The organism is Campylobacter sp. RM16189 (genome assembly GCF_012978815.1).
GTDB lineage: Bacteria > Campylobacterota > Campylobacteria > Campylobacterales > Campylobacteraceae > Campylobacter_A.
This window is the reverse complement of sequence record NZ_LIWR01000044.1, coordinates 97,720-123,912: the sequence shown is the minus strand read 5'-3', so window position 1 is coordinate 123,912 and position 26,193 is coordinate 97,720. Positions and strand designations below refer to the sequence as shown.

33 protein-coding genes and 1 tRNA gene are annotated in these 26,193 nt (G+C 36.1%); 5 read left to right on the top strand and 29 right to left on the bottom strand.

Annotated features, from left to right (window positions below):
* Positions 1-34 precede the first annotated feature (34 nt).
* The 15 genes from infC to CDOM16189_RS08690 all read right to left on the bottom strand — a co-directional run bounded on the left by infC (position 35) and on the right by CDOM16189_RS08690 (position 10,568).
* The gene (gene infC / locus CDOM16189_RS08755; RefSeq protein ID WP_169975416.1) at positions 35-550 is read right to left on the bottom strand and encodes a translation initiation factor IF-3; all 516 of its coding nucleotides are present in this window, start codon (positions 548-550) and stop codon (positions 35-37) included.
* On the bottom strand, positions 547-2,367 hold the full coding sequence (gene thrS / locus CDOM16189_RS08750; RefSeq protein ID WP_170000976.1) for a threonine--tRNA ligase: 1,821 nt from the start codon (positions 2,365-2,367) through the stop codon (positions 547-549). The genes infC and thrS overlap by 4 nt, the downstream gene beginning before the upstream one ends.
* Before the next feature lie 584 nt (positions 2,368-2,951).
* The gene (locus CDOM16189_RS08745) at positions 2,952-3,290 is read right to left on the bottom strand and encodes a phage head closure protein (protein WP_169976526.1); all 339 of its coding nucleotides are present in this window, start codon (positions 3,288-3,290) and stop codon (positions 2,952-2,954) included.
* A complete protein-coding gene (locus CDOM16189_RS09985; RefSeq protein WP_349304349.1) occupies positions 3,290-3,940 on the bottom strand; it encodes a terminase TerL endonuclease subunit in 651 nt (216 codons plus the stop codon). Before CDOM16189_RS09985 ends, CDOM16189_RS08745 begins: the two co-directional genes overlap by 1 nt.
* Before the next feature lie 11 nt (positions 3,941-3,951).
* Positions 3,952-4,923: a terminase large subunit gene (locus tag CDOM16189_RS09980; RefSeq protein ID WP_211436618.1), complete on the bottom strand. Its 972-nt coding sequence runs from the start codon at positions 4,921-4,923 to the stop codon at positions 3,952-3,954.
* The gene (locus CDOM16189_RS08735; RefSeq protein WP_169976522.1) at positions 4,923-5,261 is read right to left on the bottom strand and encodes a hypothetical protein; all 339 of its coding nucleotides are present in this window, start codon (positions 5,259-5,261) and stop codon (positions 4,923-4,925) included. The genes CDOM16189_RS09980 and CDOM16189_RS08735 overlap by 1 nt, the downstream gene beginning before the upstream one ends.
* A gap of 104 nt (positions 5,262-5,365) precedes the next feature.
* Complete coding sequence (locus tag CDOM16189_RS08730; protein ID WP_169976520.1) at positions 5,366-5,653, bottom strand: HNH endonuclease; 288 nt, start codon at positions 5,651-5,653, stop codon at positions 5,366-5,368.
* Positions 5,650-5,922: a head-tail connector protein gene (locus tag CDOM16189_RS08725; protein WP_169976518.1), complete on the bottom strand. Its 273-nt coding sequence runs from the start codon at positions 5,920-5,922 to the stop codon at positions 5,650-5,652. The genes CDOM16189_RS08730 and CDOM16189_RS08725 overlap by 4 nt, the downstream gene beginning before the upstream one ends.
* Positions 5,919-7,124, bottom strand: coding sequence for a phage major capsid protein (locus CDOM16189_RS08720; protein WP_169976517.1), 1,206 nt, complete (start codon positions 7,122-7,124; stop codon positions 5,919-5,921). Before CDOM16189_RS08720 ends, CDOM16189_RS08725 begins: the two co-directional genes overlap by 4 nt.
* A gap of 3 nt (positions 7,125-7,127) precedes the next feature.
* Positions 7,128-7,679: an HK97 family phage prohead protease gene (locus tag CDOM16189_RS08715; RefSeq protein ID WP_169976515.1), complete on the bottom strand. Its 552-nt coding sequence runs from the start codon at positions 7,677-7,679 to the stop codon at positions 7,128-7,130.
* On the bottom strand, positions 7,666-8,835 hold the full coding sequence (locus CDOM16189_RS08710; RefSeq protein ID WP_211436617.1) for a phage portal protein: 1,170 nt from the start codon (positions 8,833-8,835) through the stop codon (positions 7,666-7,668). The genes CDOM16189_RS08715 and CDOM16189_RS08710 overlap by 14 nt, the downstream gene beginning before the upstream one ends.
* On the bottom strand, positions 8,825-9,022 hold the full coding sequence (locus CDOM16189_RS08705; RefSeq protein WP_169976511.1) for a hypothetical protein: 198 nt from the start codon (positions 9,020-9,022) through the stop codon (positions 8,825-8,827). The genes CDOM16189_RS08710 and CDOM16189_RS08705 overlap by 11 nt, the downstream gene beginning before the upstream one ends.
* 390 nt (positions 9,023-9,412) lie before the next feature.
* Positions 9,413-9,805: a hypothetical protein gene (locus tag CDOM16189_RS08700; protein WP_169976509.1), complete on the bottom strand. Its 393-nt coding sequence runs from the start codon at positions 9,803-9,805 to the stop codon at positions 9,413-9,415.
* Positions 9,806-9,906: 101 nt separating this feature from the next.
* Positions 9,907-10,341 (bottom strand): hypothetical protein, encoded by a 435-nt coding sequence (locus CDOM16189_RS08695; protein WP_169976507.1) that lies wholly within the window; start codon positions 10,339-10,341, stop codon positions 9,907-9,909.
* Positions 10,338-10,568, bottom strand: coding sequence for a hypothetical protein (locus CDOM16189_RS08690; RefSeq protein WP_169976505.1), 231 nt, complete (start codon positions 10,566-10,568; stop codon positions 10,338-10,340). The genes CDOM16189_RS08695 and CDOM16189_RS08690 overlap by 4 nt, the downstream gene beginning before the upstream one ends.
* 148 nt (positions 10,569-10,716) lie before the next feature.
* On the opposite strand from CDOM16189_RS08690, the gene CDOM16189_RS08685 reads away from it, so the two are divergent.
* Both CDOM16189_RS08685 and CDOM16189_RS08680 read left to right on the top strand, forming a co-directional pair.
* Positions 10,717-10,929: an XRE family transcriptional regulator gene (locus CDOM16189_RS08685; protein WP_249321669.1), complete on the top strand. Its 213-nt coding sequence runs from the start codon at positions 10,717-10,719 to the stop codon at positions 10,927-10,929.
* 10 nt (positions 10,930-10,939) lie between these two features.
* Positions 10,940-11,170 carry a hypothetical protein gene (locus tag CDOM16189_RS08680; protein WP_169976503.1) on the top strand — a complete coding sequence of 77 codons (231 nt, stop codon included), beginning with the start codon at positions 10,940-10,942 and terminating at the stop codon, positions 11,168-11,170.
* Between the two features lie 45 nt (positions 11,171-11,215).
* On the opposite strand, the gene CDOM16189_RS08675 is transcribed toward CDOM16189_RS08680, so the two are convergent.
* From CDOM16189_RS08675 to nhaA, 13 genes are all read right to left on the bottom strand, one after another.
* Positions 11,216-11,764: an ATPase gene (locus CDOM16189_RS08675; protein ID WP_169976501.1), complete on the bottom strand. Its 549-nt coding sequence runs from the start codon at positions 11,762-11,764 to the stop codon at positions 11,216-11,218.
* Positions 11,765-12,068: 304 nt separating this feature from the next.
* Complete coding sequence (locus tag CDOM16189_RS08670) at positions 12,069-13,556, bottom strand: hypothetical protein (RefSeq protein ID WP_169976499.1); 1,488 nt, start codon at positions 13,554-13,556, stop codon at positions 12,069-12,071.
* 1 nt (position 13,557) lies between these two features.
* Positions 13,558-14,223 (bottom strand): hypothetical protein, encoded by a 666-nt coding sequence (locus CDOM16189_RS08665; RefSeq protein ID WP_169976497.1) that lies wholly within the window; start codon positions 14,221-14,223, stop codon positions 13,558-13,560.
* Complete coding sequence (locus CDOM16189_RS08660) at positions 14,220-14,447, bottom strand: hypothetical protein (RefSeq protein ID WP_169976495.1); 228 nt, start codon at positions 14,445-14,447, stop codon at positions 14,220-14,222. Before CDOM16189_RS08660 ends, CDOM16189_RS08665 begins: the two co-directional genes overlap by 4 nt.
* 133 nt (positions 14,448-14,580) lie before the next feature.
* The gene (locus CDOM16189_RS08655) at positions 14,581-14,763 is read right to left on the bottom strand and encodes a hypothetical protein (protein ID WP_169976493.1); all 183 of its coding nucleotides are present in this window, start codon (positions 14,761-14,763) and stop codon (positions 14,581-14,583) included.
* Positions 14,764-14,953: 190 nt separating this feature from the next.
* Complete coding sequence (locus tag CDOM16189_RS08650; protein ID WP_170000975.1) at positions 14,954-15,916, bottom strand: hypothetical protein; 963 nt, start codon at positions 15,914-15,916, stop codon at positions 14,954-14,956.
* Positions 15,910-17,178, bottom strand: coding sequence for a tyrosine-type recombinase/integrase (locus CDOM16189_RS08645; protein ID WP_169976490.1), 1,269 nt, complete (start codon positions 17,176-17,178; stop codon positions 15,910-15,912). Before CDOM16189_RS08645 ends, CDOM16189_RS08650 begins: the two co-directional genes overlap by 7 nt.
* 183 nt (positions 17,179-17,361) lie before the next feature.
* Positions 17,362-17,437: transfer RNA gene (locus tag CDOM16189_RS08640), tRNA-Val, on the bottom strand.
* Positions 17,438-17,635: 198 nt separating this feature from the next.
* A complete protein-coding gene (locus tag CDOM16189_RS08635; protein WP_169976488.1) occupies positions 17,636-18,097 on the bottom strand; it encodes a 2-thiouracil desulfurase family protein in 462 nt (153 codons plus the stop codon).
* Between the two features lie 48 nt (positions 18,098-18,145).
* Entirely contained in the window at positions 18,146-18,919 is a 774-nt protein-coding gene (locus CDOM16189_RS08630; RefSeq protein ID WP_169976486.1) for an ABC transporter ATP-binding protein, read from the bottom strand.
* Positions 18,916-19,956 carry a FecCD family ABC transporter permease gene (locus CDOM16189_RS08625; protein ID WP_169976485.1) on the bottom strand — a complete coding sequence of 347 codons (1,041 nt, stop codon included), beginning with the start codon at positions 19,954-19,956 and terminating at the stop codon, positions 18,916-18,918. Before CDOM16189_RS08625 ends, CDOM16189_RS08630 begins: the two co-directional genes overlap by 4 nt.
* A complete protein-coding gene (locus CDOM16189_RS08620; protein ID WP_169976483.1) occupies positions 19,946-21,100 on the bottom strand; it encodes an ABC transporter substrate-binding protein in 1,155 nt (384 codons plus the stop codon). The genes CDOM16189_RS08625 and CDOM16189_RS08620 overlap by 11 nt, the downstream gene beginning before the upstream one ends.
* A gap of 140 nt (positions 21,101-21,240) precedes the next feature.
* A complete protein-coding gene (nhaA, locus tag CDOM16189_RS08615) occupies positions 21,241-22,431 on the bottom strand; it encodes a Na+/H+ antiporter NhaA (RefSeq protein ID WP_169976481.1) in 1,191 nt (396 codons plus the stop codon).
* A gap of 94 nt (positions 22,432-22,525) precedes the next feature.
* Between nhaA and proB the strand changes: the two genes are divergently transcribed.
* From proB to proC, 3 genes are read left to right on the top strand one after another with little or no spacing between them, the layout of a single operon-like run.
* Positions 22,526-23,641, top strand: a complete 1,116-nt coding sequence (proB, locus tag CDOM16189_RS08610; RefSeq protein WP_169976479.1) for a glutamate 5-kinase — start codon at positions 22,526-22,528, stop codon at positions 23,639-23,641.
* Between the two features lie 9 nt (positions 23,642-23,650).
* Positions 23,651-24,898, top strand: coding sequence for a glutamate-5-semialdehyde dehydrogenase (locus CDOM16189_RS08605; RefSeq protein WP_169976477.1), 1,248 nt, complete (start codon positions 23,651-23,653; stop codon positions 24,896-24,898).
* Positions 24,899-24,941: 43 nt separating this feature from the next.
* Complete coding sequence (gene proC / locus CDOM16189_RS08600; protein ID WP_169976475.1) at positions 24,942-25,724, top strand: pyrroline-5-carboxylate reductase; 783 nt, start codon at positions 24,942-24,944, stop codon at positions 25,722-25,724.
* A gap of 33 nt (positions 25,725-25,757) precedes the next feature.
* Here proC and hemJ read toward each other — a convergent pair whose 3' ends face one another.
* Positions 25,758-26,192, bottom strand: a complete 435-nt coding sequence (hemJ, locus tag CDOM16189_RS08595; RefSeq protein ID WP_169942910.1) for a protoporphyrinogen oxidase HemJ — start codon at positions 26,190-26,192, stop codon at positions 25,758-25,760.
* Position 26,193 lies beyond the last annotated feature (1 nt).

Genomic DNA, 26,193 nt, shown 5'->3' with positions numbered 1-26,193 from the left:
TAAGCCCTAACCAAAGGGCTTATGCAGTATTTGATTAGCCTTTTTTTGGTGTTACAAGCATATTGACATAGCGGCCTTCTATCATAGGCTCTTTATCTCTATTGCCTGCTTCTTTGATCATCTCCCAAACTTTTTCAAGCATGACGACACCGGCTTCCGGAGCTGCCATCTCGCGACCTTTTAGAAACACTCTAAATTTCACGTGCTTGCCCTCTTCAAGGAACTCAAGCGCATGTTTTACCTTGTAGTTTATGTCATTTTGAGCTATTTTTACCGATAGTTTGATCTCCTTAACATCGATAACTTTTTGCTTTTTCTTAGCCTCTTTTTGCTTTTTTTCTTGTTGGTAACGGAATTTTCCGTAGTCCATGATCTTGCAAACAGGCGGCTTTGCATCAGGCGCGATCAAGACTAGATCAAGCCCTTGTTTTTCAGCGATTTTTAAAGCCTCATCTCTTGAGATAACGCCATAGCTTGTGCCGTCATCACCGACACATCTTACTTCACTCGCTCTTATATCTTCGTTGAGCAATACTTCTTCTTTACTCAAAAATGCACCTCACTCAGTTTCTCCTTTAATAAATTGGTAAATTCGTCTAGTTTCATATCTTTTTGTTCTCTGCTTCTGCGGTCTCTTAGCGCTACTGTGCGGTTTGCCACTTCGTTGTCGCCAAGCACTACAATCATCGGTACGCGTTGTTTTTCAGCGCTTCTGATGCGTTTATTTAGACTTTCGTTTTTGCCCGAAATTTCGCTATCAACGCCTATTTTTCTAAGCTCTTTTGCTATCTCTTTTGCGTAGTCTAAGTGCGCGTCGCTAATTGGCACGACCACAACCTGCGTAGGAGCCACGAAAAACGGCAACTCTCCGCTTGTATGCTCTATCAAAATTCCTATAAATCTCTCAAAGCTTCCAAGTAGTGCGCGGTGCAGCATTACAGGGCGTTGGCGCTCGTTATTGCTGTCGATGTAGCCAAGATCAAACCTCTCAGGCAGGTTAAAATCAACCTGAATTGTTCCACACTGCCATTTGCGTTTAAGCGCGTCTGTTATCTTGATGTCTATTTTTGGTCCGTAAAACGCTCCGCCGCCTTCGTCGATGCCGTATTTAAATCCGTTTTCATCAAGAGCGTCTTTAAGCGCTTGAGTTGCAATCTCCCAGATAGCGTCATCGCCGATCGCTTTGGCCGGCTTGGTTGAAATTTCCATTTCGTATTCAAAGCCGAAATTTTGCATGATGTTATCGACAAAGCTTAAAATTTCGAGGATATTTTCTTTTATCTGGCTTGGCATACAAAATATATGCGCATCGTCTTGCGTAAATTCGCGAACCCTGAAAAGTCCGTGTAAAACGCCGCTTTTTTCATGGCGATGCACTACGCCGTATTCAAAAAATTTAAGCGGAAGGTCGCGGTAAGAGCGAATTTCGTCTTGATATACTTTGATGTGTCCGACGCAGTTCATCGGTTTTATGCCATATTCTTGCTCATCGATTACCGTAAAATACATATTTTCTTTGTAGTTTACGTAGTGCCCGCTCTTTTTCCAAGCATCGGCTTTTAAAATTTCAGGACCTCGCACAGGCTCATATCCACGCTCTCTGTGCGCTCTGAATAAAATTTGCTCGATCTTGCTTCTTAATCTTCCGCCGTTTGGTAGCCATAGCGGAAGTCCGCCTCCGATCTCATCATCAAATGTAAAGAGCTTCATCTCGGTTCCAAGCTTGCGGTGATCGCGCTTTTTAGCCTCTTCGATGACTCTTATATGTTCTTTTAAACTCTCTTTGTCTGCGTATGCCGTGCCGTAAATTCTGTTTAGCATTTCGCGTGTTTCATCGCCGCCAAGATAGGCTCCTGCTACGCGAGTAAGCTTGAAAAATCTTAAAAATTTAGTATTTGGCACGTGTGGTCCGCGGCAGATATCTTCAAAAATTCCTTGCGAATACATGCTCACAGGTCCGTCAGGAATGCGCTTTAAAACCTCTTGCTTAAGATCATCGTCCTTAAATCTCTCGCTTATCTCTTTTTTTGAAAAACAGGTTTTAACTATATCTTTTTTTGCCTCAACCAGCTCTTTCATCTTAGCTTCGATAGCTTCTAAATCAGCTTCGCCAAGCTTGGTTCCTGCCTCATCGACTCTAAAATCGTAGTAAAATCCATCCTCTATCGCAGGCCCTACGAAAAATTTCGCTTGAGGGTAAATGATTTTAATCGCCTCTGCCATAAGGTGTGCGCAGCTGTGGCGAATGACATTTAGAGCATCTTTTGAATTATCAAAATACACAGGCTCGGCTGAATTTACATTATCTTCGATACTTTGCGTATCAACTATCTCTCCGTTTAGTCTGTATGCGATTATATCGCTCATATCTTTCCTTTTTTACCGAATATTCTTTTAAACAACAAAAGAATGATGCAAGATTTTATCCAAAATGAATTTAAGCTTTACTTAATATTTTGTTTGCCGATGGTTTATCTGCGCCAAAATTTGATGCGTGAATTTGGAATTTTTGAGCTTTTGTAACACACTTGCTTAAGCCTTATAATTATTAATATACTTAATTATACTTTAAGAAATTTGATGTTAGTATTTGTCTTGTAAATGGATCGTGCAATATCTCGTCTTTGCATTGTTTTGATTCATTTTTCTCCCGATTTTTGCGGAAAGGGGTGGTTGCCTTTCCGCAAGCTTAATTTTTAAATTTCAAAATTTATTATCTATATTTAAAAATAATTTTACTTTAATTTTTAGTATTTGAAATATAAAAAATTGGAATTTAAATAACTGTACTATAAATTTAAATCCGGCATTGGTTTATGACTGTATTTTTATAGAAGATGGTGGCCACGAGAGGACTAATACTATATCTATTAATATACGATAAAATCGTAATTTAAGGTTTATAATTAAATCATTTCTTACCTAATTTCTTACCTAATTAAGCTTGTTATCTACTTATCTTTATTCAGTTTAGCGTATATCTTAATATCTTGCTTCTCAAACTCAAAGTAGTCTATTTTGGTAATTGAGTAAATATCTTTTTTGAATTCTACTTCATAATCTATTAGTTTGTGAGGGTTTTTCAATTTATCGTTAAAATTTACTATGAATACTAACTCCGAATTAGCGTGAATTTGTGCTTGTTCGAATGTTTCTTGAGATGATAGTTGTCTTACATAAGCCCAAATATCTTTAAGTAGATATTCTTTCACTTTCTCGTTCTCTCCGTATTCGTTTTTGGTAGTCTTATATCCTATAATACTAATCTTTTTATCTTTTAGATTTTTCATTACATCAGCCTTTCAAATTCTGTTAAATGTTCGCACAAACCCACGTATGCATCTAGTAGTGAAGCAGTGCCGTCTATTCTCTGTTTGGCATTATTGCTCTTGATTGGTAAGATATTGCCGTTTCTATCTTCTACAACTCCGGTATTAGTCAAGCACCATTTTAGAATAGGGTTGTTGTTGTAGTTTACTTTTTTAGCTTGCAAATCAGCTCCTAGTATTTGCAGCGGCAAGGATAGAGTTTTAGCTCCCTGAATACATCTAACCATCTTAAAGCCCTCATTTTCCATTTCTTCTACCCAATATCTAGCCGAATAGCTATCATAATAAATCCATAGGATGATCATTTCATTTGTCTTGACTTGCTCTAAAAACCACTGCGTTACATCGCTGTAGTTGATTGTATTGCCCTCACATAGCCTTAAAAGCCCTTGAGAGTGCCAAACATCATAAGGGATTTTGTCTTCCTTAACCCTAGTTTGCAAGTTGTCTTTTGGTAAAAAATACATCTGCTTTACAAGTCTTTCATCTGTGTTTTTATCGATAGTTAAGAGTGTAGCGCAGGTCAAGTCCGTAGTTATGGATAAATCCGCTCCACCTATCGCATATTTGCCGTTAAATTGCTCATCTGAATAAGTGCTTGGATTATTTATCGTATCAAAGCTTAGCCATGCATTACGAGAGCATTAAAATCTTTGGTAAGTATGCCTATTAAGTCTTTAGGGCTGTTTCTAGCTCTTTCTGCTTTTTCTATTAGGTCATTAATCTTTTTGATTGATCCAAGCCCCGGATTTGCTTTTGGCCAACATTTACTATCAGCCCATTCATTCCTATTGTCAAGCTCATAAATGATAGGCAAAAATGCATCATCTTTGAAATTTCCATCTACGATATTACAGGCATATTCGTATATATCATCAAATATACACTCTCTAACCGTTCCTGCTGTAGTTATCATAATAACCATTGGCTGACGTCTTGCGGATTGGCTTTGCTTCATAACTTCATAAAGATTTCTATCTCTTACACCATGAAGCTCATCTATTACTACAAGATGAGAGTTTAATCCATCTAGTGTATCGCTATTCTTACCTAGTGGCATCATCTTAGACATTTTGAGAGCAAAGTATAAATCACTCTTTCTTTTTTTTAGAAATTTATTTAATTGAGGGCTTTGTTTTACCATATTCAAAGTCTCATCAAATATAATCTTAGCTTGGTCCTTTTTCGTAGCTACCGAATAAATCTCTGCTCCGGGTTCATCATCTGCTATTAGCATATAAAGACTGATTGCTGATAACATAGAGCTTTTGCCGTTCTTTCTAGCAACCAAGAAAAAAGCCTCTTTAAATCTTCTTAGCTTGGTCTTTTTGTTGATAAATCCAAACAAAGCCGATATAAAAGCTTTTTGAAACAACTCTAATTTTAAAGGTCTTCCAGCCCATTCGCCCTTTGAGTGTTTGCAAAATTTCTCAATAAACTCAATAGGTCTTAATGCTCTTTTTTCATCAAAGCAATAAATGCTATTTTTATTCTTTATATCAGCTACTAGCCTATCATAAATCTTTGCTACTCTTGCACTTGTTACAATTTCGCCCGATTTGATCTTGGTATGATATTCCTCGATATAATTCATTAGTTACCCGATATGAAATTTACAAGCTCATTATCATCATTTAATACAGGTGTTTTATCAATTAAATCTATGAGCTGTTTATAAAGCAATGAGTATCTTTGAATTGTGGTGTTGTAGCTTTTTAGAGCGGAATTTTCTCTTATAAAGCTTTGTTTGCCTTGATTAAACTCTTCCAATATCTCGCCATTGTCCACAACATCTCTTAGCCTTTTTAGAGTTTTATTCATAAATTTCAACTCTATTACTAAATCTTTTGCTACCTTTTGTCTATTATCAGGAATGAATTTTATTAAATTATCTAGTTCGTTATCGTTTGATATTTTTTTGGCTCTTGCCATATTTACCCCCTTGTATGAAACCCCTGGAGAGGTTTTCCTATCTGCCCCCTTCCGATTATTTTTGATACTATCTTTTATCAAATACCGGGGGACTTAGTTAAAACTTATGCCTTAACTAAATCTCCGTTCTCATCAAATCTCAATCCGGCTGCTGTGCTTTTAGTTCTAAAGTGTTCCGAGTTATGACAATCCATGCATAAAAGCTCTAAGTTATCCCAGCCTAAAGATAGATGGATGTTGTTAATCTTCTTTTCGTTTAGATGCTCTTTGTGATGCACTATCTTACCGATACCACCACAACGCTCACATATTCCGTTTTGTGAAATATAATAAGCGTTGCGTGTTTTTCTCCATGATGAGCTTTGATAGAATTTATTATCTATACTTCTCATCTACTGTTTGCCTTAGTAGATAAAGCTTTCATGAGATTATCAATAACTTTACTTAGCTTTTCGCCTTCTGATTGTTCTGCGTTATACCAAAGTATCAGGATAAACTTACTAAGCTGTTTTGCTAGTGGCTCATTATCTTGAGCTTCTTTGTTAAGCCCTGTGCTAACTTCAATATAAGATGGGATTGCATCAAGCAACCCCTTTATTATCTCATCATTATCTTCGCCATCAAGTCTTAACCACTCTCTAGCTTCAGATAGCTCTATCATGCTGTGGCTCTTGTAAGTTTGATAAAGGCTTCATCTACTATTGGCTTACAATCTGCTATAGCCAAAGCTCTATAGTCAATCTTGCCTGATTTAAAGCTTGATTGTGTTGAGCTTTCAAGAGCTATGCCACTTGGCAAGTTGTAACCTAAGTAATCAAAGTTACCAAAGATTACCACATCATTCTCCATATAGTCATCCACTACCACATCAAAGCCTAAGATTTTTCCTATGTTCTCACTCTTAGGATCTTGTATGAAGATTGGTCTGCCCGTTGTATCTGTTAGCCCATAGAATAGATTGTAAAGAGTTGAGTTATTCATAGCCCACTTAGCATTACTTGAGTAGCCTCTCTTAAGTCCAGCCACAACTTTGACTACATCGGCATAAGCCAACCCTGCCTTTTTAAACTCAAAGTGATTAGTATTCTTTACCCAGCTAATACCGCTCACAACTCCTTTGCCTTGATTTGAGCCTGTGCCGTTTATTAGAGCATCAGCTATACAAGCCATCACCGAGCTTTGTAACTCTTCTGAGATGTAGCTTTCAAATGCAGGTATGCTCATCTTTGATACGGCTGCACTTAAACTAAATAGCTTTATTATCTCGTAGGCTTTAAAATTAACTGTTGCAATATCCGGTCTTTCTTCGCTAGCTTCCGTTCCCTCTGTATGCCAATTAGCTTTACTTGTCGGAGTTCCAACCGGTATATCTATGTTAGATGGCATTGCAAATCCTCTAGCAACTGCAATAACTCCGCCTTGTGTTCTTGCTTTGCTGATTACTTCGTTTAGTGTTGAAGTTGGAATAACCGCAGCCGTATTGCCTACGCTTGCAAATCCTGAGCTTCTTAGCTCCATTTGAGCGGCTTCTAAGGCTCTTTGTTCTATTGCGTTAAGAGGTTTGTTTAGTAAGTTTTTGAAGAATGCTTGCTTATACTCATCGCTTGCAAAAATATCGCCTTTAATAGATCTTGTCTCAAAGTTCATTTTGTCAATCTCTTTTAGGGCTTCATCCTTGCTTCTTGTCTCGGTAAGATGAGCTTTTGCCTCTTTTAATCCGTCTAATTCAATATTGATTTCGTTCATATCAAGATTTGCATTTGTGTTAATCTCTTGCTTAATTTCGTTAGTGCGTGTTTCAATATCTTTTAGAGTTTTTGTTTTATAATGGTTAAATGCCTCTGCAACTGATTTGAATTTCATGTTTTATCCTTTTGCTAAAATTTGATTGGCTTTTATTAGCCCTTTTATGCGTTCATCGCTATTTATAGTATTTATCACGCTTCTTGCCTCTACACTCGTATTTGAGTAAGCAGGATATGGAGTAATACTAACCTCATATACTTTGTCTATCTTGTGGATAGTTCTAGTATTTGTTGCCCTGTCGTAACTATCTCCACCATCTGCAACTTTAAAGCCGAAACTCATTCCCGATAAGTCTCCTCGTTTAACTGCCGTATAAACCGCCTCTGCTTCTGTTGTGTCCGGTAAAATAGCTACCATTTCAAGCCCTGCCGAGCTTTTATTTAATTTCATTGTTTTTGGTGTTCTCGCTAATGGCACTTTTGAATTATCGTGGTTATATAAAAGCCTAGTATCGCTTAGATCGCAAGTATCAAGAGCATTAGATAAAATAACCTCGTTATAGCTTATTCCACTCTCGTTTATTTGCGTGATCTGATTAAATACTATTGGAGTGCCTATTAAAACTTTTTCCTTTTCATCGGCTCTTATTTCGCAACTTCTAATCTCTTTCATTATCTTCTCCTACTTGATATTTATTTGCCTTGTTAATATCCACTACGTTTAGTGTTTGTAGCCTTTTGTCTCCGTCTTTAACTGCCGGTAGATTTAAAATTTCTAATGCCTGATTGATGCTTAGTAGCCCATAAGGTATAAGTTGAGATATTAGATTTATCTTTGTAGAATTACTTGCAAATTGCAGTCTCCCACTTTCAAACATAATGTAGTTTTTAAATCTTATTTCTCTTTGAGTGAAAATCTTGCGAGTAAATTCCAAGCTCATTTGAGTAGCTATCGGTTCTATGACACTTTCGTAAAACGCTCCCCATTCATTCTCATTATACTTGCTAGTTACGATATTTTCACTAATTCCTAAATAGTCATAAATTTTGGTCTTAATAGCCAATAGCTGTTTATCATCAATATTTATAGGCTTGCTTTCTATTGGAATAAATGAGCTTTTTGTGTCTGTTATCATTACTCCGCCATTATTAGAAACTCCCAAGAAGTCTTTTATAAATCTATCTCTCGTCTTAATCATATCAGCTTCAGGCAATACTAGGTCGTATTTCATGATACCTCTGATATTAGCCCCTGACTTAATAGATACATTCAATCCCTCGTTTTGAGTATGAGCTAAGTCTAAAGTATTCATAATGGCATCATTGGCATCTCCAAAATATTGAGAGCTGTTAAAATGTCTTCTTAGATGAATAATGTCGCTGTATTTTTGGATTATCGGCTCACCATCTCTTATAAAGAGCCTTATGTATAAATTCCCTCTGCTGTCTTCTAGCAAGCTTGCATTAGTGGCATTTATAGGGTAAAAGCCCTTTATTCCGCTTTCATCTCTATCAATCAATACAAAAGCATTATTATAGATGTAAAGATGAGTAACTATCTTATATAAGAAGTCATAAGCGCTCATAATCTCATTTGGCTGTATTTGCAGTAAGTAATTAATATTGCTTTGAGTTGTTTTGTTTAGCTCGTCTTTGATAATATGAGAGCCTTTTAGCTTTGCGGTATTTCTTGCTATTGCATCTATTGCGCTTCTGTATATTTCGCTTGAGTAAGCATCTCCACCAAATGCACCAAAAGAGTTAGATTGATTAGCTACAAGACTAACCTCTGTTTTTTGTCTCTTTTTAAAGAGTTTATCAAAAATCATCATCATCTCCTAGAGATTTAATGTTCGGGTATTTTTCTCCATCTTTTATTATTGCGATTACAAATTTTATATTTACACTTATTACATTCTTGCCGTTTTTGTAAAGATTTAACATTATTTTAGAGTTGTCTATGATCGCATTATCGCAAGTTTCATAGCACCCATTAGTAAGTAAAACAGTTACCACAATAAACCCTTTTATTAATATTAAATATTATATCTAATTAGATTTAATTTTCAATACTAAATATAATTAAAATATTGATATTTAGGGATTATATTAAGTATTGAAAAGTAGGTTAGAGCAAGAAACTCTAACCTAACCTCTTATTTTAAAACCCTACATGAGGGCTGGTCTTGGCTATGACAATATCGCTTTCATAGTGCGCATCCCATATCTATCTTTTAAAAGCCGTTAGGGTCATTCCTTGCGGGTTAGGCTTAATCGATGAGGTCATTACTACTGACCCCACCTGTTAAACCTATCTAGCTTGATGGGGTAGGTTAAACCGACCCCATATTCTACATTAAGGGGTAAGACTAAATCTGCACCCTTATTAAAATTATCTAGCTTGACTTAATCCGCCTTGTCGTATGTGTAGTCCATTTCGTCTAAGTCATAGCCAAACATTCTTAAGATAAATCCGCTTACACCCTCTTTGATTATGTCGCTTTGCTGATAAAAAGCCTGATTAAGGCTTGTCGTATCCTCTGCGTTTAGGTAGTCTTTCGTATTTTCTAAGCTTTGAGCCTCATTTAGCTTTAAAAGCTCTTTTTGTGCCTCTAGTTCATCAATAAACTGCTTGGCTCTAATAAAGACTGCCTCAAACGGTGTGTTGTCGCCTTGTTCGGCTCTTGCTTTGATGTGTCTAGCTTTTGCTAATGCGGGGCTTTCTTTCGCTCTGATAGCCTCTTTGTTGTTAGCTTCTAGTATTTGCTTGCTTGCCTGATAAAAATGCTCTTTACTCATCGCTTATCCTTTAAATGATTTCACAAAAACAATAAAGTCTTTGATTGTTAAGCCCTCTTGGCTACCTATGATTGATTGATAAAATTTAAACTCTTGATAGGTCATTCGTTACTCCTTAATAGTTCCTCCATCTGTTTTTCTTCATCCGTTAGCTCCACACCATAAAAATCATCGCATATCTTGATCATCTCTTGTAATAATTCCTCTCTGCTAAGTTTATCTATGCTGTGAAGCCTGATAATCTTTTGCAGATTGTCATTTTTTTGTCTCAATTCTTTTATTATCCGCTGCATAGTTTCAAAATCTTCTTTTAGGTCTTGGTTGTCCTCTTTGATTTCATTTATCTCTTCTGATAATGCATTGGCCATAATTGTAATTGTTTCTTTTTTGTCCGTCATAAGCACTAAAGAGCAATAAATCTCATAAGCTATGTTATAAAGCATTTGATGAGACATATCCTCTAGGCTTCCAGCTCTTTTAATTAGCAACTTGTTAAATTCCTCTTTACTGTTACTCTTTGGTGTAAATAGTGTCATTTGGTCTCCTTTTTATTCTTGTATTTATCGGTTATGTATTCTTCTGTAACGTTTGCAATATCTCCTATCAATGAGCCTAAAAAATAAGCCACGTTTTTCTCTGCTTTCTCATTACTTCCTACTCCATGCTGATAATATGGCACTGCCTCCACCACGTATGATATGGCACGTAATGCATCCGGTAACTCATTGACTATGTCAAACTCATCATCAAATGTTAAGTTCATTTATGCTCCTTTTATTATAAATATATGGTATTTATATAGAATATTATCATATAATTATAACAATGTCAAGTAAAAATATTATATTTATATGGTATTATTTAAATAATATGTTATACTTCTATTATAAAAAGGATAAAAAGGTATAAAAATGAGTTTGACACGTGATGAATTTAACAATCTTCTTAAGAGCGCAAGCTTATCAAAACGTGAATTTTGCGATATTATAGGACTAAACTATAATTCAATTAACAATTGGGGGTCTGGAGATATAAAAGTCCCTGAATGGGTAGAGAGCTGGATAGAAAACTATAAATTTAAATCTCGCTTCCATGAAGTCAAAGAGATTGTCAATAAGCCTTAAAGGATAACTAATGTTTGTCGTAGATAGCGGTATTTATGGTCTTGCTTTTATAGCATCTATTTTTCTATTAAGATACATAGCCAAAGTAGAGGCTAGAGACAAGAATAAACTTGATGAGCTTAACGATATTATCCGTAGGCGTAAAAGAGGCGAAACTCTTTATGTCGAAGATTTGAAATATCTTACAAAAGAAGATTTAAAAAGACATCTTAAAAATGTTAGATTTATTGATGAGAAATAAATTTGCTTGATTTATGTTCTGTTTTGTAGTATAATTGGATTACATTCAAGGGGCTCCTTGTGCCCCACCTTCTAAATATTCAATCAACCCTGTATCAAAGCATTTTAAGACATCTTTTAAAAAGTATTCAATGTATTTAGGCTCTATGCCCACAATTATATCGTTTTGCTTGGTCGACAATCTAGGTGTATTATTAGCGTTAAGCTTATAAAGGTTTTCAAAATGAAATGCTCGGTTTCTAATAGTGCGAATAAGCGAATAAATGATTTTTACTTTTTGATAATTTCGCCACTCAAATTTAATATTTGATCTTGCATATTTTCTAAAATCAATACTATCAAAATCAACTACTTTATTATGAATTTTTGTTTCATCCATAAGCGTAACCCAATAGCCTAAAGTCTGCTGTGAAATAAAAACGCTATCATCTACCCCTGATATTGTAGCTACCTTGTTACGTGTGATAATTTCAATTGCGCCTAGCTTGTCGCTTATGCTTTTAATCAGTTTAAAATTTGCCCTATGTTCGCTGTCGTCCGTGTAGCTTTCTAATCGCTCTTTTGAAAATAGCTCTATTAGCCTATCATCTGTCATCGATTGCCTTTTGTTTTGATTGGAAGATTTTATCCAATCAAGGTTTGATTTAGTTTTAATACTGAGTTTTTTGCAACTCTATTATTTATATCTAAAAAAGTTATGACACTATGACAAAATAGCTACTAAGTCCGTATTTTGGGGAGTTAGCGTGTCATAACACCATATATGACAATCTATGACAATATGACAATTTTTTATAGCCTCTGTCATAGTGTCATAAAGTGTCATAACTCAATTTATGACACTAAAACACCGTATTTTAGGTAGCTAATAAGTGTTTTGTCATAGTGTCATACAAATTCTAAATAATAGATATGATATTCCCATTCTCTATTTTTAATTTTGACTTGGTTAGGTTTATTAGCTCGTTTTTTGTTATATTGAATTTTCTATAAGCATCTCTTAGGCTTATTGGCAACTTTTCATTTGATACATAATTTAATATCTTCTCTATAAGCTCTAGCTTATCAGATACAGTTGTATTTTTGATCTTGTCAATCAATGCACTAAAATCAAGATACCCTCTTAAGAATTCAATTCCTTTTTTAACCGTTTCATCGGATACCAAGTATTCAAATTTATACTCTTCATTGCTTTTTTTGCAGGCTCTGTATTTGGTAAATTCTTGCAAGTAGTGCAACGTTATAATAATAGAGGTTAGATTATAGATTGTTCTTCTATTTGCTAGGCTCATAACCTTATATACAGTGCTATTACTTTGCTTGTATAGCCTATTGCTTTCTTGCTCGGTAGCCCTAACCCCTTTTGCAAAATTAATTAAAATATCATTCGTAGCCAGGTAGTTTCTATTTATTTCATATCCTGAAAATTCTTTTGCAAATTCGTAAATCTCGCTAGACAATTCCATATATTCATTTTCCTTGTGTGCCGGAATGGGAATTATCTGCGTATCCTTATAGTCTAGCTCATCGGCGCAATATACCATAATACAACGGTTAAAAAAGCTGCCCTCTAAATGGTGCATAAGCTGTTTGGATGATAAATAGGCTAGGTTTGTATCGGCATAAAAAAAGAAGTTAGCTTGTTCTATGTAAGGCTCCGCATGAGCATTAATTTTTTGACTAGGCGTCTTTATCCTATCTTTCCCATGTGCTGATACTATAAAGTCAATTATTGTGTTTTTGTCCATTTTTAGGATATTTCCTAGTTCTTCCATCTCTAGCATTTGCGTTTTTGTGGTCTCAAAACACTGGCATAACCCTTCTAGGCTAGTATTTTTCTCGTGAATGCTACCTATGAGTTTATATTTTTTATCTGCATCTGCCTTTGAAATTTCCTTATTTTCAATCATTTGCCTTATTCTGTCTTTTTGCTCTTGCCTTGCTTCACGATCCGATCTACGTATGGGATCGAATAGTAGCTTATTTTGAGTGCTAAAATTTATACCCTTTCCCACTCCGCTATCGCTTAGATCCAGTATATAAAAGCCATCCACTCTTAATCCGGCATGTGAAAATAAAAAAGCTAGATTTTGAATTGCTTTTAATTCTATTTGAGGATATGTGCTAGAAAGTGATTTTTTCAAAAGCTTAGTATAACCATTAAGCCAACCAATACCAAAATCAAACGGTGTCATATACCTAGTTTTTAATCTATTACTTTCTTGCCTTGCGATTTCCTCAATCTTCTCAGTGTCAGGTTTATCTTCTTTAGGTATAATTTCATCATGTTCATAAGACAACACCTCTTTTTCTTCCCGCCTAGTTCCACTCTTTCCATCACTAGGTGGGTTTTCTTTTTTAGTTTCATATCTATCAGCAAATGACATACTAATTCTCCTTTATTAATCCATCTAATATGTTTTTAAATTTATTCTCATAGTGCTTGTTGTCATTAGCACTAAACCTTATGAATTCATAGAAATAAGAGCTAATAATCTTTGTTCTTGCATCTAGCTCTCTCTCCAGCAACTCTTTTGTTTCAGGCTTTGCCTGCCTATCAAAAAACATTATTCTTTTGCCTTGATAAGCTTTTAATATTGCATCAAATTTAACTCCGGCACTGAATTCAAACTCATCTTTAAAGCAAAGATAATCAAATCCTAACATCTCAAAAAGTGGTGCATCCTGATAAGCTCCGCTTACCATTAAAACACTCCTGCCTGTTACTTTTGAAATGCTTAGATTTGGATTTCCGCTTCTAAAAGGGTCATCGCTTGAATAAGTCTCTGAGTATATTTCCATAGTAGAATAATCAAGAATTCTCATAAAATGCCCTCTATCGTTTTGCATTATGAGAGTTAATTTATTCTTGCTGTTCATGCCAAGATACTTAATTAAGATATTCAAGCTGCCAAAACACTCTAAAAAGCGTTTATCGTAAGCTTGAAATATCTTTTTAAAAATATCTGCCTTGTGTTTTTGTAAAGCTATTTGCAGTCTTTGTCTGTGATCTAGTAAGTGTTTTAGATCTTCTTTTACCGGTGCCACACTCACAATCCACCACCTATCAAATCCGCTATCTCTTTTTCTAGTTTTTCAATCTCTTTGATTTTTGCATATTCTAGGGCTATCTTTTGAGCTTCTTGCTCTTCTTGACGTTTTTTGCGTTTTTCTAGCTCTCTTTGATGTAAGAATTCTTTGTGTTCTCTTACCTCTTTGCGGCTATCAATCCCAAGCCTATACTCATTAATCCTGCTTCCATGTCCATAGTAGTTCATTGCTCTTTCCTTTTTTCTTATTTTTAAGAAGTTAGGTTAGGGTTTCTTGACTTTCTTTGGGCAAAGGGTATAATAATCGTCTCATTTATTATTATAATTCCTTGTCTTTGCCCTTAAAAAGCCAGACAAGGATCTAACCCTTTTGTTCGTTATTTAATAACCACTCATTAATTCTTTTTCTGCTGTAGCGTATAACTCTGCCAAATTTACTAAATGGCAATGGGTTTTTATCGCTTAGTTGTCGTTTTTTCATACGCATACGCTCTTGAGCTGCTATGTTTAAGCCGATTTCTGCCTCTAATTGCTCAGGGGTCATCCATTCATCAGCTAAACTCTGTGGTGTAGGTAGTGGTGTAGTGTTCGTATTGTTTGAAGTGACTAACATTGAGAATACTCCTCTTTTCGTTTTTTTTGTTTGGAGTATTTTATTGCATAATGAAAAAAACCTTAAACAATTTTATTTTTAAAAACTAAAAACAATTTTGAGAATAATATATAGAGATATTTTATGATGTAAAATGATTTTTTTTCACAAATTTTTTTAAAACATTTAAAAGCTCATTTCTTTCAAACTCTTCCTTTGGAAGATTGTATATTTCGGCAATTTTAAGAAAATGTTTTTGATAATGTTCTGTAAGATCTCTTCTATTTTCGTATTTTTTCTCCATGCTAGTTCCTGAAAAGAAATTCATTCGAGCAGACATTTTGTAAGCATCTTTTAACATCTCTTTATAGTTTGAACATCCTTGAAGTGCTATTGTTTTGATGGTTTTTAGATTATTTGAAGTTGGTGTTCTTAATGTTTCTAGAGTTTCTCTTTCTTCAATAGAAAGTATTAATGGATTGTTTGGTATATATTCATCTAGTAGATATTCCACTACTTCAATATGATGGCTAATCTCTTTTTTTATCTTATCCATTTTGTTAAGATGTTGTATTTTGTCTTTTTCGCTTCTATTAAGCTTATAAAAAAGATTACAAAATTCTACTATCAAAAATGCTATCATCAGAGCTATATTCTTTGTTAAACTTTTATTTTTAACTTTTGATTCATGAAGTCTGTTGAATATATATATTTTTGAAGCAAAATCATTATCTTCAATTAATTTTTTATAAAAATCGACTGTTTTATCAGATGCTACTAATATCATAAATGCCTTTATTAATTCACTCTGCAATGTGTAAGTGTCGTTATTTTCTTTTTTTACATTTTCAGCAACTTCATCAATAATTTTATATACATCATTCGCAAATTCTTTGTGTTGCTTATCAAAATTTTCATCTTTTTTATGTAATTCATTAAGTTGTATATGCAATTTGTGTGAAATTTCTTTATATTTTTCAGAAGATTTATCAATGCTTTTTAGTTTATTTTCTAAATTTTTTATCATTTTATCAAAGTCATTATATCCTTCTTTATAAAAGCCATCTTTAGATTTTAAATGATTATTAGTGTCCTTTTTTACCATATCCCTAGATCTTCTATATTGTTAAGGTAATCACCATACCATTGCATCAGCTTGGCTCTTACATTGTCTTTTGCCATCTTGCGCTGATAGTGTTCTTTTATTTGATTTTTTTCTTTGTGCGCTAAGCTGGCCTCTATTGCTTCCTCTGTTACACCATGTTTTAGCAAATCCGCTTTATTCAACGTGCAAATAGTCCTAAAAGTTGATCTAAACCCATGTGCGGTTGCTAGCCCTTTGTATTTGTCTTTTTGCCCCATATTTTTTATGGCTTTATTTATAGTTCCGCTTGAAATATGGCCTGTTTCTGCTTGTATGCTAGGAAAAACATAGATACTGCTTTGGCTGTATTTAAATTGCTCTTCTAGGACTTTAATAGCATAGGTGTTTAAAAATACATGGTGGACTTCTCTCATTTTCATTTCAATAGGCTGTATAGTCCAAATACCATTTTTTAGGTCAATGTCTTCCCATTTTGCCTCTGCTGTATTTCCGGCTCTATTGCCTGTAAGTATTTGTAAATAGATAGCTCGCTTTGTGTTGAGTTCAATAGTGTTATTGTTTTTTAAATCTTGAATAAACTCTTTTAACAAATCATCATCTATCAGGGCAGGGTGTCTTGTATCAATGCCGTTCTTTTTATTAAAAGATTTAGATGTTGGAAATTCTTCACTTAAATACTGTGTTGGATCAAGTAAAATATACCCATCTCTACAAGGTGTTTTAAAAATATCTTTCAAATACCCTATTATTCTATAGATTGTCTCAAGCCTCGATTTGCTTGGATTATTAGGGTTAAAGATAGGTGTTAATAAAGATTTTAAATCTGATGCCTTAATTTCTTTTGCATCCTTGTTTGATAGTGAGGGTAGTATATAAGTATCTAAGCGGCTTTTGATTTTTACATAGTAGCTCTCATGAGCAATTGCTTTCTTTTGTTCTAGCCACTCACTAGCCAAATTGCCAAAAATATACTTATTGCTTTTATGATCAAGGCTTTCTAGGCTCTTGCCTTGTTCTAGGTTATTCAAAATACCTAGAGCATCTTTTCTTGCTTCTTCTACACTGTAAATGCCCGGTCTGAAATCTTTTAGTTTTTTTCTCTTTTTGTCTTTTAGTCTGATGAAAAAACTTTTAAGCCCACTTGGATTAATGGAGATGTATAGTTCTTTTGGAGCTCCTACGGCTTTAATATATTCCTTATTTTTTGGCTCAAGTTTTCTTATATCTCGATCTGTTAAATAGTTCCTTGAAACATTGGCCATTTTATCGACTTCTTACCTAATAAATTTTTCTTACCTAATTTCTTACCTTTTAAAATTACAACGAATTATATTTGAGTAAAATTAAAAAATACCTAAATGCGTAAAAAAGTGCTTATTTTAGGCTATTAATTCAAGAAAATTAAAATGAAATTAATGTTAAGAATAGGTAAAAAATGGGAGAAATGGTGGCCACGAGAGGACTTGAACCTCCGACCACTACCATGTCAAGGTAGTGCTCTACCAGCTGAGCTACGCGACCATCAAATAGGTGTGTATTGTAGCAAGTTAAAGTTAAATTTATTTTAAATTTATTTATCAGAAGTTAAATTTAAATTTCAAAGGCAGATTTATGTTATTAAAATTTATCTTGCTTAGTAATTTTTTGACTGTGCTTGGCGATTTTTTATTTGATTCAACTACCAAAAAGCATTACTGGCTTTAAAATTTAAATAATGTGCTAGATGATTAAATTTATTTCATAATCTAAACTGAAATTTTCATCTAAAATTTTTATGCCGAGTTGCCTTAGAGCTCTTGCCGTAAAGCCATCGCCTGTTTTAAGAGTTTTGCTAAATGTTCCATCATATATAAACTTGCTTCCGCAACTTGGGCTTTTGGATTTTAAAACGGCGAATTTACAGCCATTTTTTAAGGCTAGATCGACACAAATTTTAGCCCCTTTTAAAAACTGCTCGGTTACGTCCTTGCCGCTTTTTGTAAAGACTTTTTCGCCATTTATCTCAGCTACCTCTCTTGGAGTTGCAAGCCCGCCAAGCTCTTCGGGACAGACGGATAAAATTTCATAGTTCAAAGCAAGATGGTTAAATTTGCGCTCAAGCTCTTTTGTTTGGTTGCTTGAGCCGTTGTATTTGCAGTTTACGCCAAGCAGGCACGCACTTACTAAAATTTTCTCTTTCACTTTAAATTCCTAAATTTAAAGCCAATTGTATCTATTTAGAAGTTAAAATCATAAATTCGGAAATATTATATCGCGCTCTTTGAGGCTTTTAAATTTGCAAGTATCGCCGTAAATTCGCTTTAAAAACTCATTGTTTATGATATCTTTTACCTTGCCTGTGGCGACTACTTCGCCTTTGTCGAACGCCACGACCTCATCGCAAAACCATAATATATGGTTTGGCTCATGCGTGCATATCATGATCGTTTTGCCCTCGCTTGCGATCTTTTGCAGAATTTTCCAAAGCAAAATTTGGTTTTTAAAATCAAGTGCAGATGTGGGCTCATCAAGTAGCATCAAAGGTGTCTCTTGCGCCAAAGCACGCGCGATAAATACAAGCTGGCGCTGCCCGCCGCTAAGTTCGCTCATGCGCTTATCGGCAAGCTCTGATATACCGATAAATTCCATAGCCTCGCGCACTATCTGTTTATCCTTTTTGCTTGGACCAAATATGCTTTTTATGTGAGGAGAGCGCCCCATGAGCACGATATCTTTTGCGTAAAATGGGAAATTTAGCTCCAAATTTTGAGCTACGTAAGCGATATTTTTAGCCAGCCAAGATGAGTCCTTGCGGTTTGAAACCTCCGAATTTATGAGGATCTCCCCCTCTTTAAGCTCTAAAAAATTCATGCAGCAGTTAAAAAATGTGCTCTTACCGCTTCCGTTTGCTCCAAGCAGTCCGCAGATAGTGCCTCTTTTAACGCTTAAATTTATGTTTTTAAGCGCAAAATCCCCATAACTAAACGATAAATTTTTGGCCTCAAGCATATTTGAAAAACTCATTTTAAAAGCTCCTTTGCCTTGCTTCTTAAAAGCACTATCAAAAACGGCGCGCCCACAAGCGAAGTGATGATACCAACGGGAATTTCAGCTATCGTTATCGTGCGCGCTAAGGTGTCGCATATAAGCAGGTAAATCGCGCCCAAAAGCCCCGCTATCGGTAGCACCCAGCGATTATCAGGCCCAATTAAAAGCCTTGCCACATGCGGCATGATAAGCCCTATCCATGCGATTATGCCGACGTTTGCCACGCAGGTTGCAGTCATGAGCGTAGCTATGACGATAAAGATAAATTTGTACTTCTCGGGATTTATACCGAGGCTTTTTGCTTGATTATCCCCTAAAGAGAGCAAATTTAGCTTCCAAGAAAGCGCGCTTAAAACCGCAAAACACACCGCAACGACTGCTAAAATTTCGCCAAGTGCGTCCCATTTGGAGTAGTATAGCCCACCCATCATCCAAAATGTTATCTCGCGAAGTTGCGCATCCTCGCTTACATACTTGATGATAGAAACGCCCGCCGAAAATATCGAGCCTACGATCACGCCTGAAAGTATAAGCCCCACCACAGGCACTATGCCGCCATTTCGCGCTAATGTGTATGATAAAAATACCGCCAAAAGCGAAAACATAAACGCGCTTGCCGTTATGCTTAGGAAAAATCCCGCAAATATGATCCCAAATGCCGCTCCAAGCGCAGCTCCCGAGCTAGCTCCTAAGATAAACGGCTCGACAAGCGGATTTCTAAAACAGGCTTGATACACGGCACCTGCGTTTGATAGGGCAAAGCCGATGATTGCTGCGGTTAAAATTCGAGGCATTCTGATATCAAAAACCACGATCTGATCCATTTTTGTTATTCCCGAAGCCTCTAAATCAAAAAGCTTAAGTCCAAGCACGCTAATTATCTTGCTGACGGAAATTTTATAATCCCCAAGCATGAGTGCTGCTACCATGCAAACGGCAAGTATCGCGACGAGAAATATTAAAAATACATATTTTGATTTAAATTTTGACTTAGCACGCTCGCTAGAAGTCATCTTCCACGGTCCAGTCTAAAATTTGCTCGCTTCTTAGCGCCTTAGCCGTAGCCTCATCTACGCCATAAACGTCCTTATAAAATTTAAGCACGAACTCATGAACCTTTATATCGCTAAATAGCTTTGGATACGCAGCTTTTGCGATGATTAGCATGTCGATAGGGTATTCAACGCGTCTAGCGCAGTTCATCGGCGACCAAGGCATCGCATATACGCGCTTGTTTTGCACCGCTTTTAGCTCGCCTAGCTTTTCAAAGTCAGGAGAGTCTAGAAGCTCGCTTGCAGGGTGATAGCCGTTTGATGTAGGAAGCACGATCACATCAGGATCTATCGCGTAAAGCTGCTCAGTGCTTAAGATCACGTTTGTGCCATCGCCCGTAAATGCGTTTTTAGCACCTGCGACATTTTGTATGATGAAAGATTCGGGCGTATTTACTCCGTAAGCTGTCGCCATACCGCCGTTTTTGCGCACGTTTGGATTAAGCCCCATGTAAAGCATGCTTACTTTTTCGCTCTCTTTTAGCTTGGATGTTCGCTCCTCAATGAGCTTTTGAGTGCCGTCAAGATATTCAAATAGCTTAAGAGCCTTTTGCCTTTGATTAAACACGTCGCCAAGAACTCTCATCTCCTCTTTCATGGTCGAAATTTCAGCCCCTTGAGGAGCATAAATCACTACAAGCGGAAGACCAAGGGCCTCTATGGTCGATATTGTCTTTTCAACCGCGTCTTTGTTTGAGCCTCTAAGCGTGCAGTCGCCTACGCGAAGGATGACGAGTTGCGGATTTTCGTTGGCTAAATTTTCAAAATTTATCACGTTTCCTTGCGGTGAATTTATGCAGGTTAGCTCATCAAGCCAAGGGTGAAGATACTTCATCGTGTTCCAGCCGCGAAGCGTGTAGCTCTCGCCTGAGCGCCTTGTGAAGGAGTATTTGTAGTCTCTTTTCATCGACCAAGAGCCGATAACCTTAACCTTGTCAATCACGCCAAGATGCGTCATCACGCCTTCGACAAAGCCATCATCGATAGTCGCTATCTTCGTAAGCGGTTCAGCGATTTTTACCTCTACGCCGCGCATATCTTTTACTAAAAAATCTTTAGCAAATGCCAGATTGAAAATCATTAAAATAGAAATGAAAAACTTCATCAAAAGCGCTCCTTTATTTTGAAATATCAAAATAGTAGCCAAAGTATGATAAAAAAATATTTAATATTATTTAAGAATATTGATTTATTATTTGTGTTATTTATAATCTGAGTAAACCTGCCATTTTTGGCAGGTTTAGATTAGTCATTATTGTTTGTATTTGCGCTAGTTGTGAACCTAAGCATTATGTAGCCTATAATGCCTGATATGAATGAGCCTAGTAAAATAGCTAACTTGTCTGTGTGTGCAAATGCGTCAGAGTCGTGGTATGCTAGTCCGTTTACGAATAGACTCATAGTAAAACCGACTCCACATAGTATCGCTACTCCGTATAGCTGCTTGTAAGTTGCCTTATCTGGTAGCCCTGCAAATCCAAATTTTATAGCCATGAAGCTAAAGCTGAATACTCCGATTTGCTTACCTATAAATAGTCCAAGAATAGTACCAAGAGGCACAGGCGATAAGATGTGTCCTATATCTATGCCTTTAAGTGAAACTCCTGCGTTTACGAATGCAAATATAGGTAAGATCGCAAATGCTACCCAGCCATGAAGATCATGCTCTATATTTTTTAGCATTGAATGGTTTGGTTCATCTTTAAAGCTAAGAGGTATGAAAAATGCCGCCACAACGCCTGCTATAGTTGCGTGAACACCTGATTTTAACACACTTACCCACAGAATTAGGCCAACGACCAAAAAGGCTATTTTGCTTTTAACCCCTAGCCTATTTAGTGCAAATAGCACTACTAGACAGCTTCCCGATATAAGCAGGGATGCTAAACTTAGTTTACTTGTGTAAAATAAAGCGATAATAACGATAGCACAGAGGTCGTCTATAATGGCTAAAGTCATCAAAAATACTTTGAGGCTGGTCGGCACTCTTGAACCAAGCAGACTTAAAATTCCAAGAGCGAATGCTATATCCGTAGCTGTAGGTATAGCCCATCCTCTAAGTGCAAAACTATCATCTTTAGTAAACATCCAAAATATTATAGCCGGTAATATAACACCTCCAACGGCACCTATGATAGGAAGTCCTATTTGAGCAGGATCTCTTAGCTCACCTTCTATAACCTCGCGTTTTAGCTCAAGTCCGATTAGAAAGAAAAATACCGCCATAAGTCCGTCATTAACCCAAAGAATTAACGGCTTATTTAGACCATATTCACCAAAACTTACACTAAAAGGAGTGCGTAAAAATTCATTATAAAAATGACTTAAAAAAGTATTTTGACAAATTAGCGCAAGTACTGTAGCGATCATCAATATAATGCCGGAACTGGCTTGATGTTGCAGAAATTTCTTTATTCCGCTCTTAATTCCACTCATTATTACCTCCTGGTTTTTTAATCTTTTATATTAACATTAAAAAATTAAAATAAGGCTTTTTTAGATATAATTTTTTTAAAATTTAAGGTAAAAAATGAGTAGAAAAGCATTAAAAGATATCAAAAGAGTTGTGATCAAAGTAGGCACATCTACTCTTACTAAATCAAACGGCAAACTAAACGAAGAGAAAATTAAACGCATAGTTGCAAGTATAGCTAGACTTGTGGACGAGGGCTTTGAAGTCACTCTTGTAACCTCTGGAGCCGTTGGTGCCGGCATGGGAGAGCTTAATATAAATGAGCGACCAAAGACATTAAATGAGAAGCAGGCTTTGGCATCGGTAGGACAGGTTGCCTTAATACATTTGTATCAAATTTTATTTTGGGCGCATGGTAAGACTATAGCGCAACTACTTCTAACCAGAAGTGATTTTAGCGATAGAAATAGATACTTAAACGCAAGAAACGTATGTAGCACACTTCTGGCTAAAAAAATAATTCCTATTATAAATGAAAATGATCCGGTAGTAAGTGACGAATTAAAGGTCGGTGATAATGACACTTTAAGCGCTCTTGTATCAGGGCTTATAGATGCTGATTTGTTAATAATTTTAAGCGATATAGATGGGCTATATGATAAAAATCCAAATGTTTATAAGGATGCTAAATTTGTCAATTTAGTTGAAGACATTAATGAAGATATTAAAAATATGGCTCAAGGCGAGGGTAGTAAATTTGGCACAGGTGGCATGATAACTAAGATAATAGCCGCTCAAATGGCTACTAAAATAGGCACGAATTTGATAATAGTAAATGGTGAAAATCCTGAAAATATAATAAGAGCCGTTAAAGGCGAGGAGATAGGAACTCTGTTTTTAAGGCAGGACAAGAAGATTAGTTCGCGTAAATATTGGCTGGGATATGGCACAAGCAAAAAAGGCACAATAATTATCGATGAGGGTGCAGCTAAAGCGCTAAAAAGCGGAAAAAGTCTATTAAGTGTTGGCATAAAAGATGTCAGCGGAGAATTTGAGCGCGGACAGATAGTTGAGATATTAAATGTAAAAGATGTTATAGCAAAGGGTATAAGTAATTACTCTTCAAGTGAAATTATGTTAATAAAGGGCAGAAAGAGCGAGGAGATAGAGGAAATTTTAGGGCATAAATATGACGATGATGTCGTGCATATTGATAATTTGCTGCTAGTTTAGGAGGGTAGTGTGGATGAAATTTTAAAAATTGCTAAAGACTCAAAAGCTGCCAGTAGAGAGCTTTTAACACTTAAAAGCGAAGACAAAAATGAGATTTTGAGAGCTGTTGCAAATGAAATTTTAGCACAAAGAGATGAGATAAAAAAGGCTAATTTGCTTGATATCGAAAGCGGAAAAAAGGCCGGCTTAACCCCTGCTTTGCTTGATCGCTTGACATTAAGTGATGCCAGAATAGAGGCTATGGCTAAAGGTGTGATAGAGCTGGCTAATTTTACAGATCCTATCGGCGAGATTTTGGACGGATGGAGGCATAAAAACGGCATGCAAATTTCTAAAATCCGCGTGCCTTTGGGTGTCGTAGGTATCATTTATGAGTCTAGGCCAAATGTAACCATAGACGCAGCTGCCTTAGCTCTTAAAAGCTCAAATTCTGTCATCTTAAGAGGCTCTGCAAATGCGATAAATTCAAATAAATTTCTAGTAAATTTATTTAACGATGTTGGGATAAAATTTAAGCTTCCAAAATTTGCAGTTCAACTGATTGAATCAACGGATCGCGAAGCGGTAAATCAAATGATAAAGATGCACGAATTTATAGATGTTTTGATACCAAGAGGAGGCAAAAATCTCAAAGAATTTATCGTGCAAAATGCAACGATTCCAGTCATCGAAACCGGCGCAGGAGTGTGTCATATCTATGTGGATGAAAGTGCAAATTTAGATAGTGCCGTAAAAATAATAAAAAATGCTAAAACTCAGCGCCCAAGTGTTTGCAACGCTGTAGAATGCGTATTGCTTCATAGTAGTGTAGTAGATAAAATTTTACTAAATTTGATTAGTGAGCTGGATGGAGTGGAGATTCGTTTGCAAGATTTACTGTTTGAAAATTATCATGGATTTGATAATGTAAAACTAGCTAGCGATGACGATTTTGGAGCGGAATTTTTAGATCTTATCTTATCTGTAAAAATGGTGAGCGGAGTAAATGAGGCGATAGAACATATAAATTCACATTCAAGCGGGCATTCAGATAGTATATTAAGCGAAAATTACGAAAATATAGAGAAGTTTTTAAATGAGATAGATAGTGCAGTAGTCTATGCAAACGCATCTACTAGATTTAGTGATGGTGGGGAATTTGGCTTTGGCGGAGAGATAGGAATTTCTACTCAAAAACTGCACGCAAGAGGACCGATGGGGGTTAGAGAGCTAACTACTACAAAATATATTGTGCGAGGAGCCGGGCAAATTAGGTAGTCAAATATCCACAATATTTTTTAGCATAATTGAAAGGATTAATATGAAATTAGGATTTATAGGCGGTGGCAATATGGCATCTGCGATGATAGCCGCCATTACAAACTCTAAAATTTGTAGTTTAAGTGAAATTTTTGTTTATGATAGAAGTAAAAATGAGAATTTAAAGTTTAAATTTGGCATAACTCCTCTTGATAGTGAGCGTAAAATAGTTCAAAATTCAGACATTATCGTGCTTGCTATCAAGCCAAACAGCTATGAAAGTGTGCTAAATTTGATTAAAAAAGATATCAAAAATCAAATTATCGTTACCGTTGCACCAAATTTTACTATAGAGATGATTGCTGAGATTTTAGGAAGCGATAAAAAGATAGTGCGAACTATGCCAAATACTCCCGCGGCTATAGGCAAGGGTGTAACGGCTGTTTGTTTTAATGAAAATTTAAATGATAATGAGCGTTTGAGCGTGCTTAAAGTTTTGCAAAGTTTTGGAACTACTCACGAGATAGAAGAGAAACTAATCCCGGTGTTTACCGCTATCGCAGGAAGTTTACCGGCCTATGTTTTTATGCTTATAGAAGCTCTTGCTGATGGAGGAGTGTTAGAAGGGATGCCCAGAGCTAAGGCTTATGAAATAATAGCGGCTAGCGTAGCAGGAAGTGCTGATATGATTCTTAAAACAGGCAAACACCCTGCGCAGTTAAAAGATGAGGTTTGTTCGCCATCAGGAACTACGATAGAGGCTTTAAGAGTGCTTGAAGAGCATGGAATTCGCTCTGCCTTAATTGATGCTGTTAGAACCGCAGCCAGGAAGTCTAGAGCTTAATAGCTTAAATTTGACTCGAAAATCGAGTCAAATTTAAAACGGTTTATAGACCATCATCCAGATGATGATGACCATAGCTATAGTAGGCACCTCGTTGTATGCACGAAAGAACATGCCTGATTTGTTACAGCGTTTTTCACGAAGCAGTTTCATGTATCTGCCAAGATCAAGATGGTATATCGCCAGCAGCACGACTACGGTAAGCTTTACATGTACATATCCGCTTTTAAGCAGGTCAGGTATCGCCACGAGTATCAAAATTCCCGTTAAAAACGTGCCGATGATAGAAACCCAGCCTACATAGTGATACATCTTATACTCTTGAACCTCGACTACCTTTACGAAGTCGGGTTTATCCATATGTTCTGCGTGATATACGTATAGGCGCGGTTGATAAAACAACACAGCCATCCACGATATAAACGCCAAGTAGTGAAAATACTTAATGAGATTATAGTATTCCGCCATT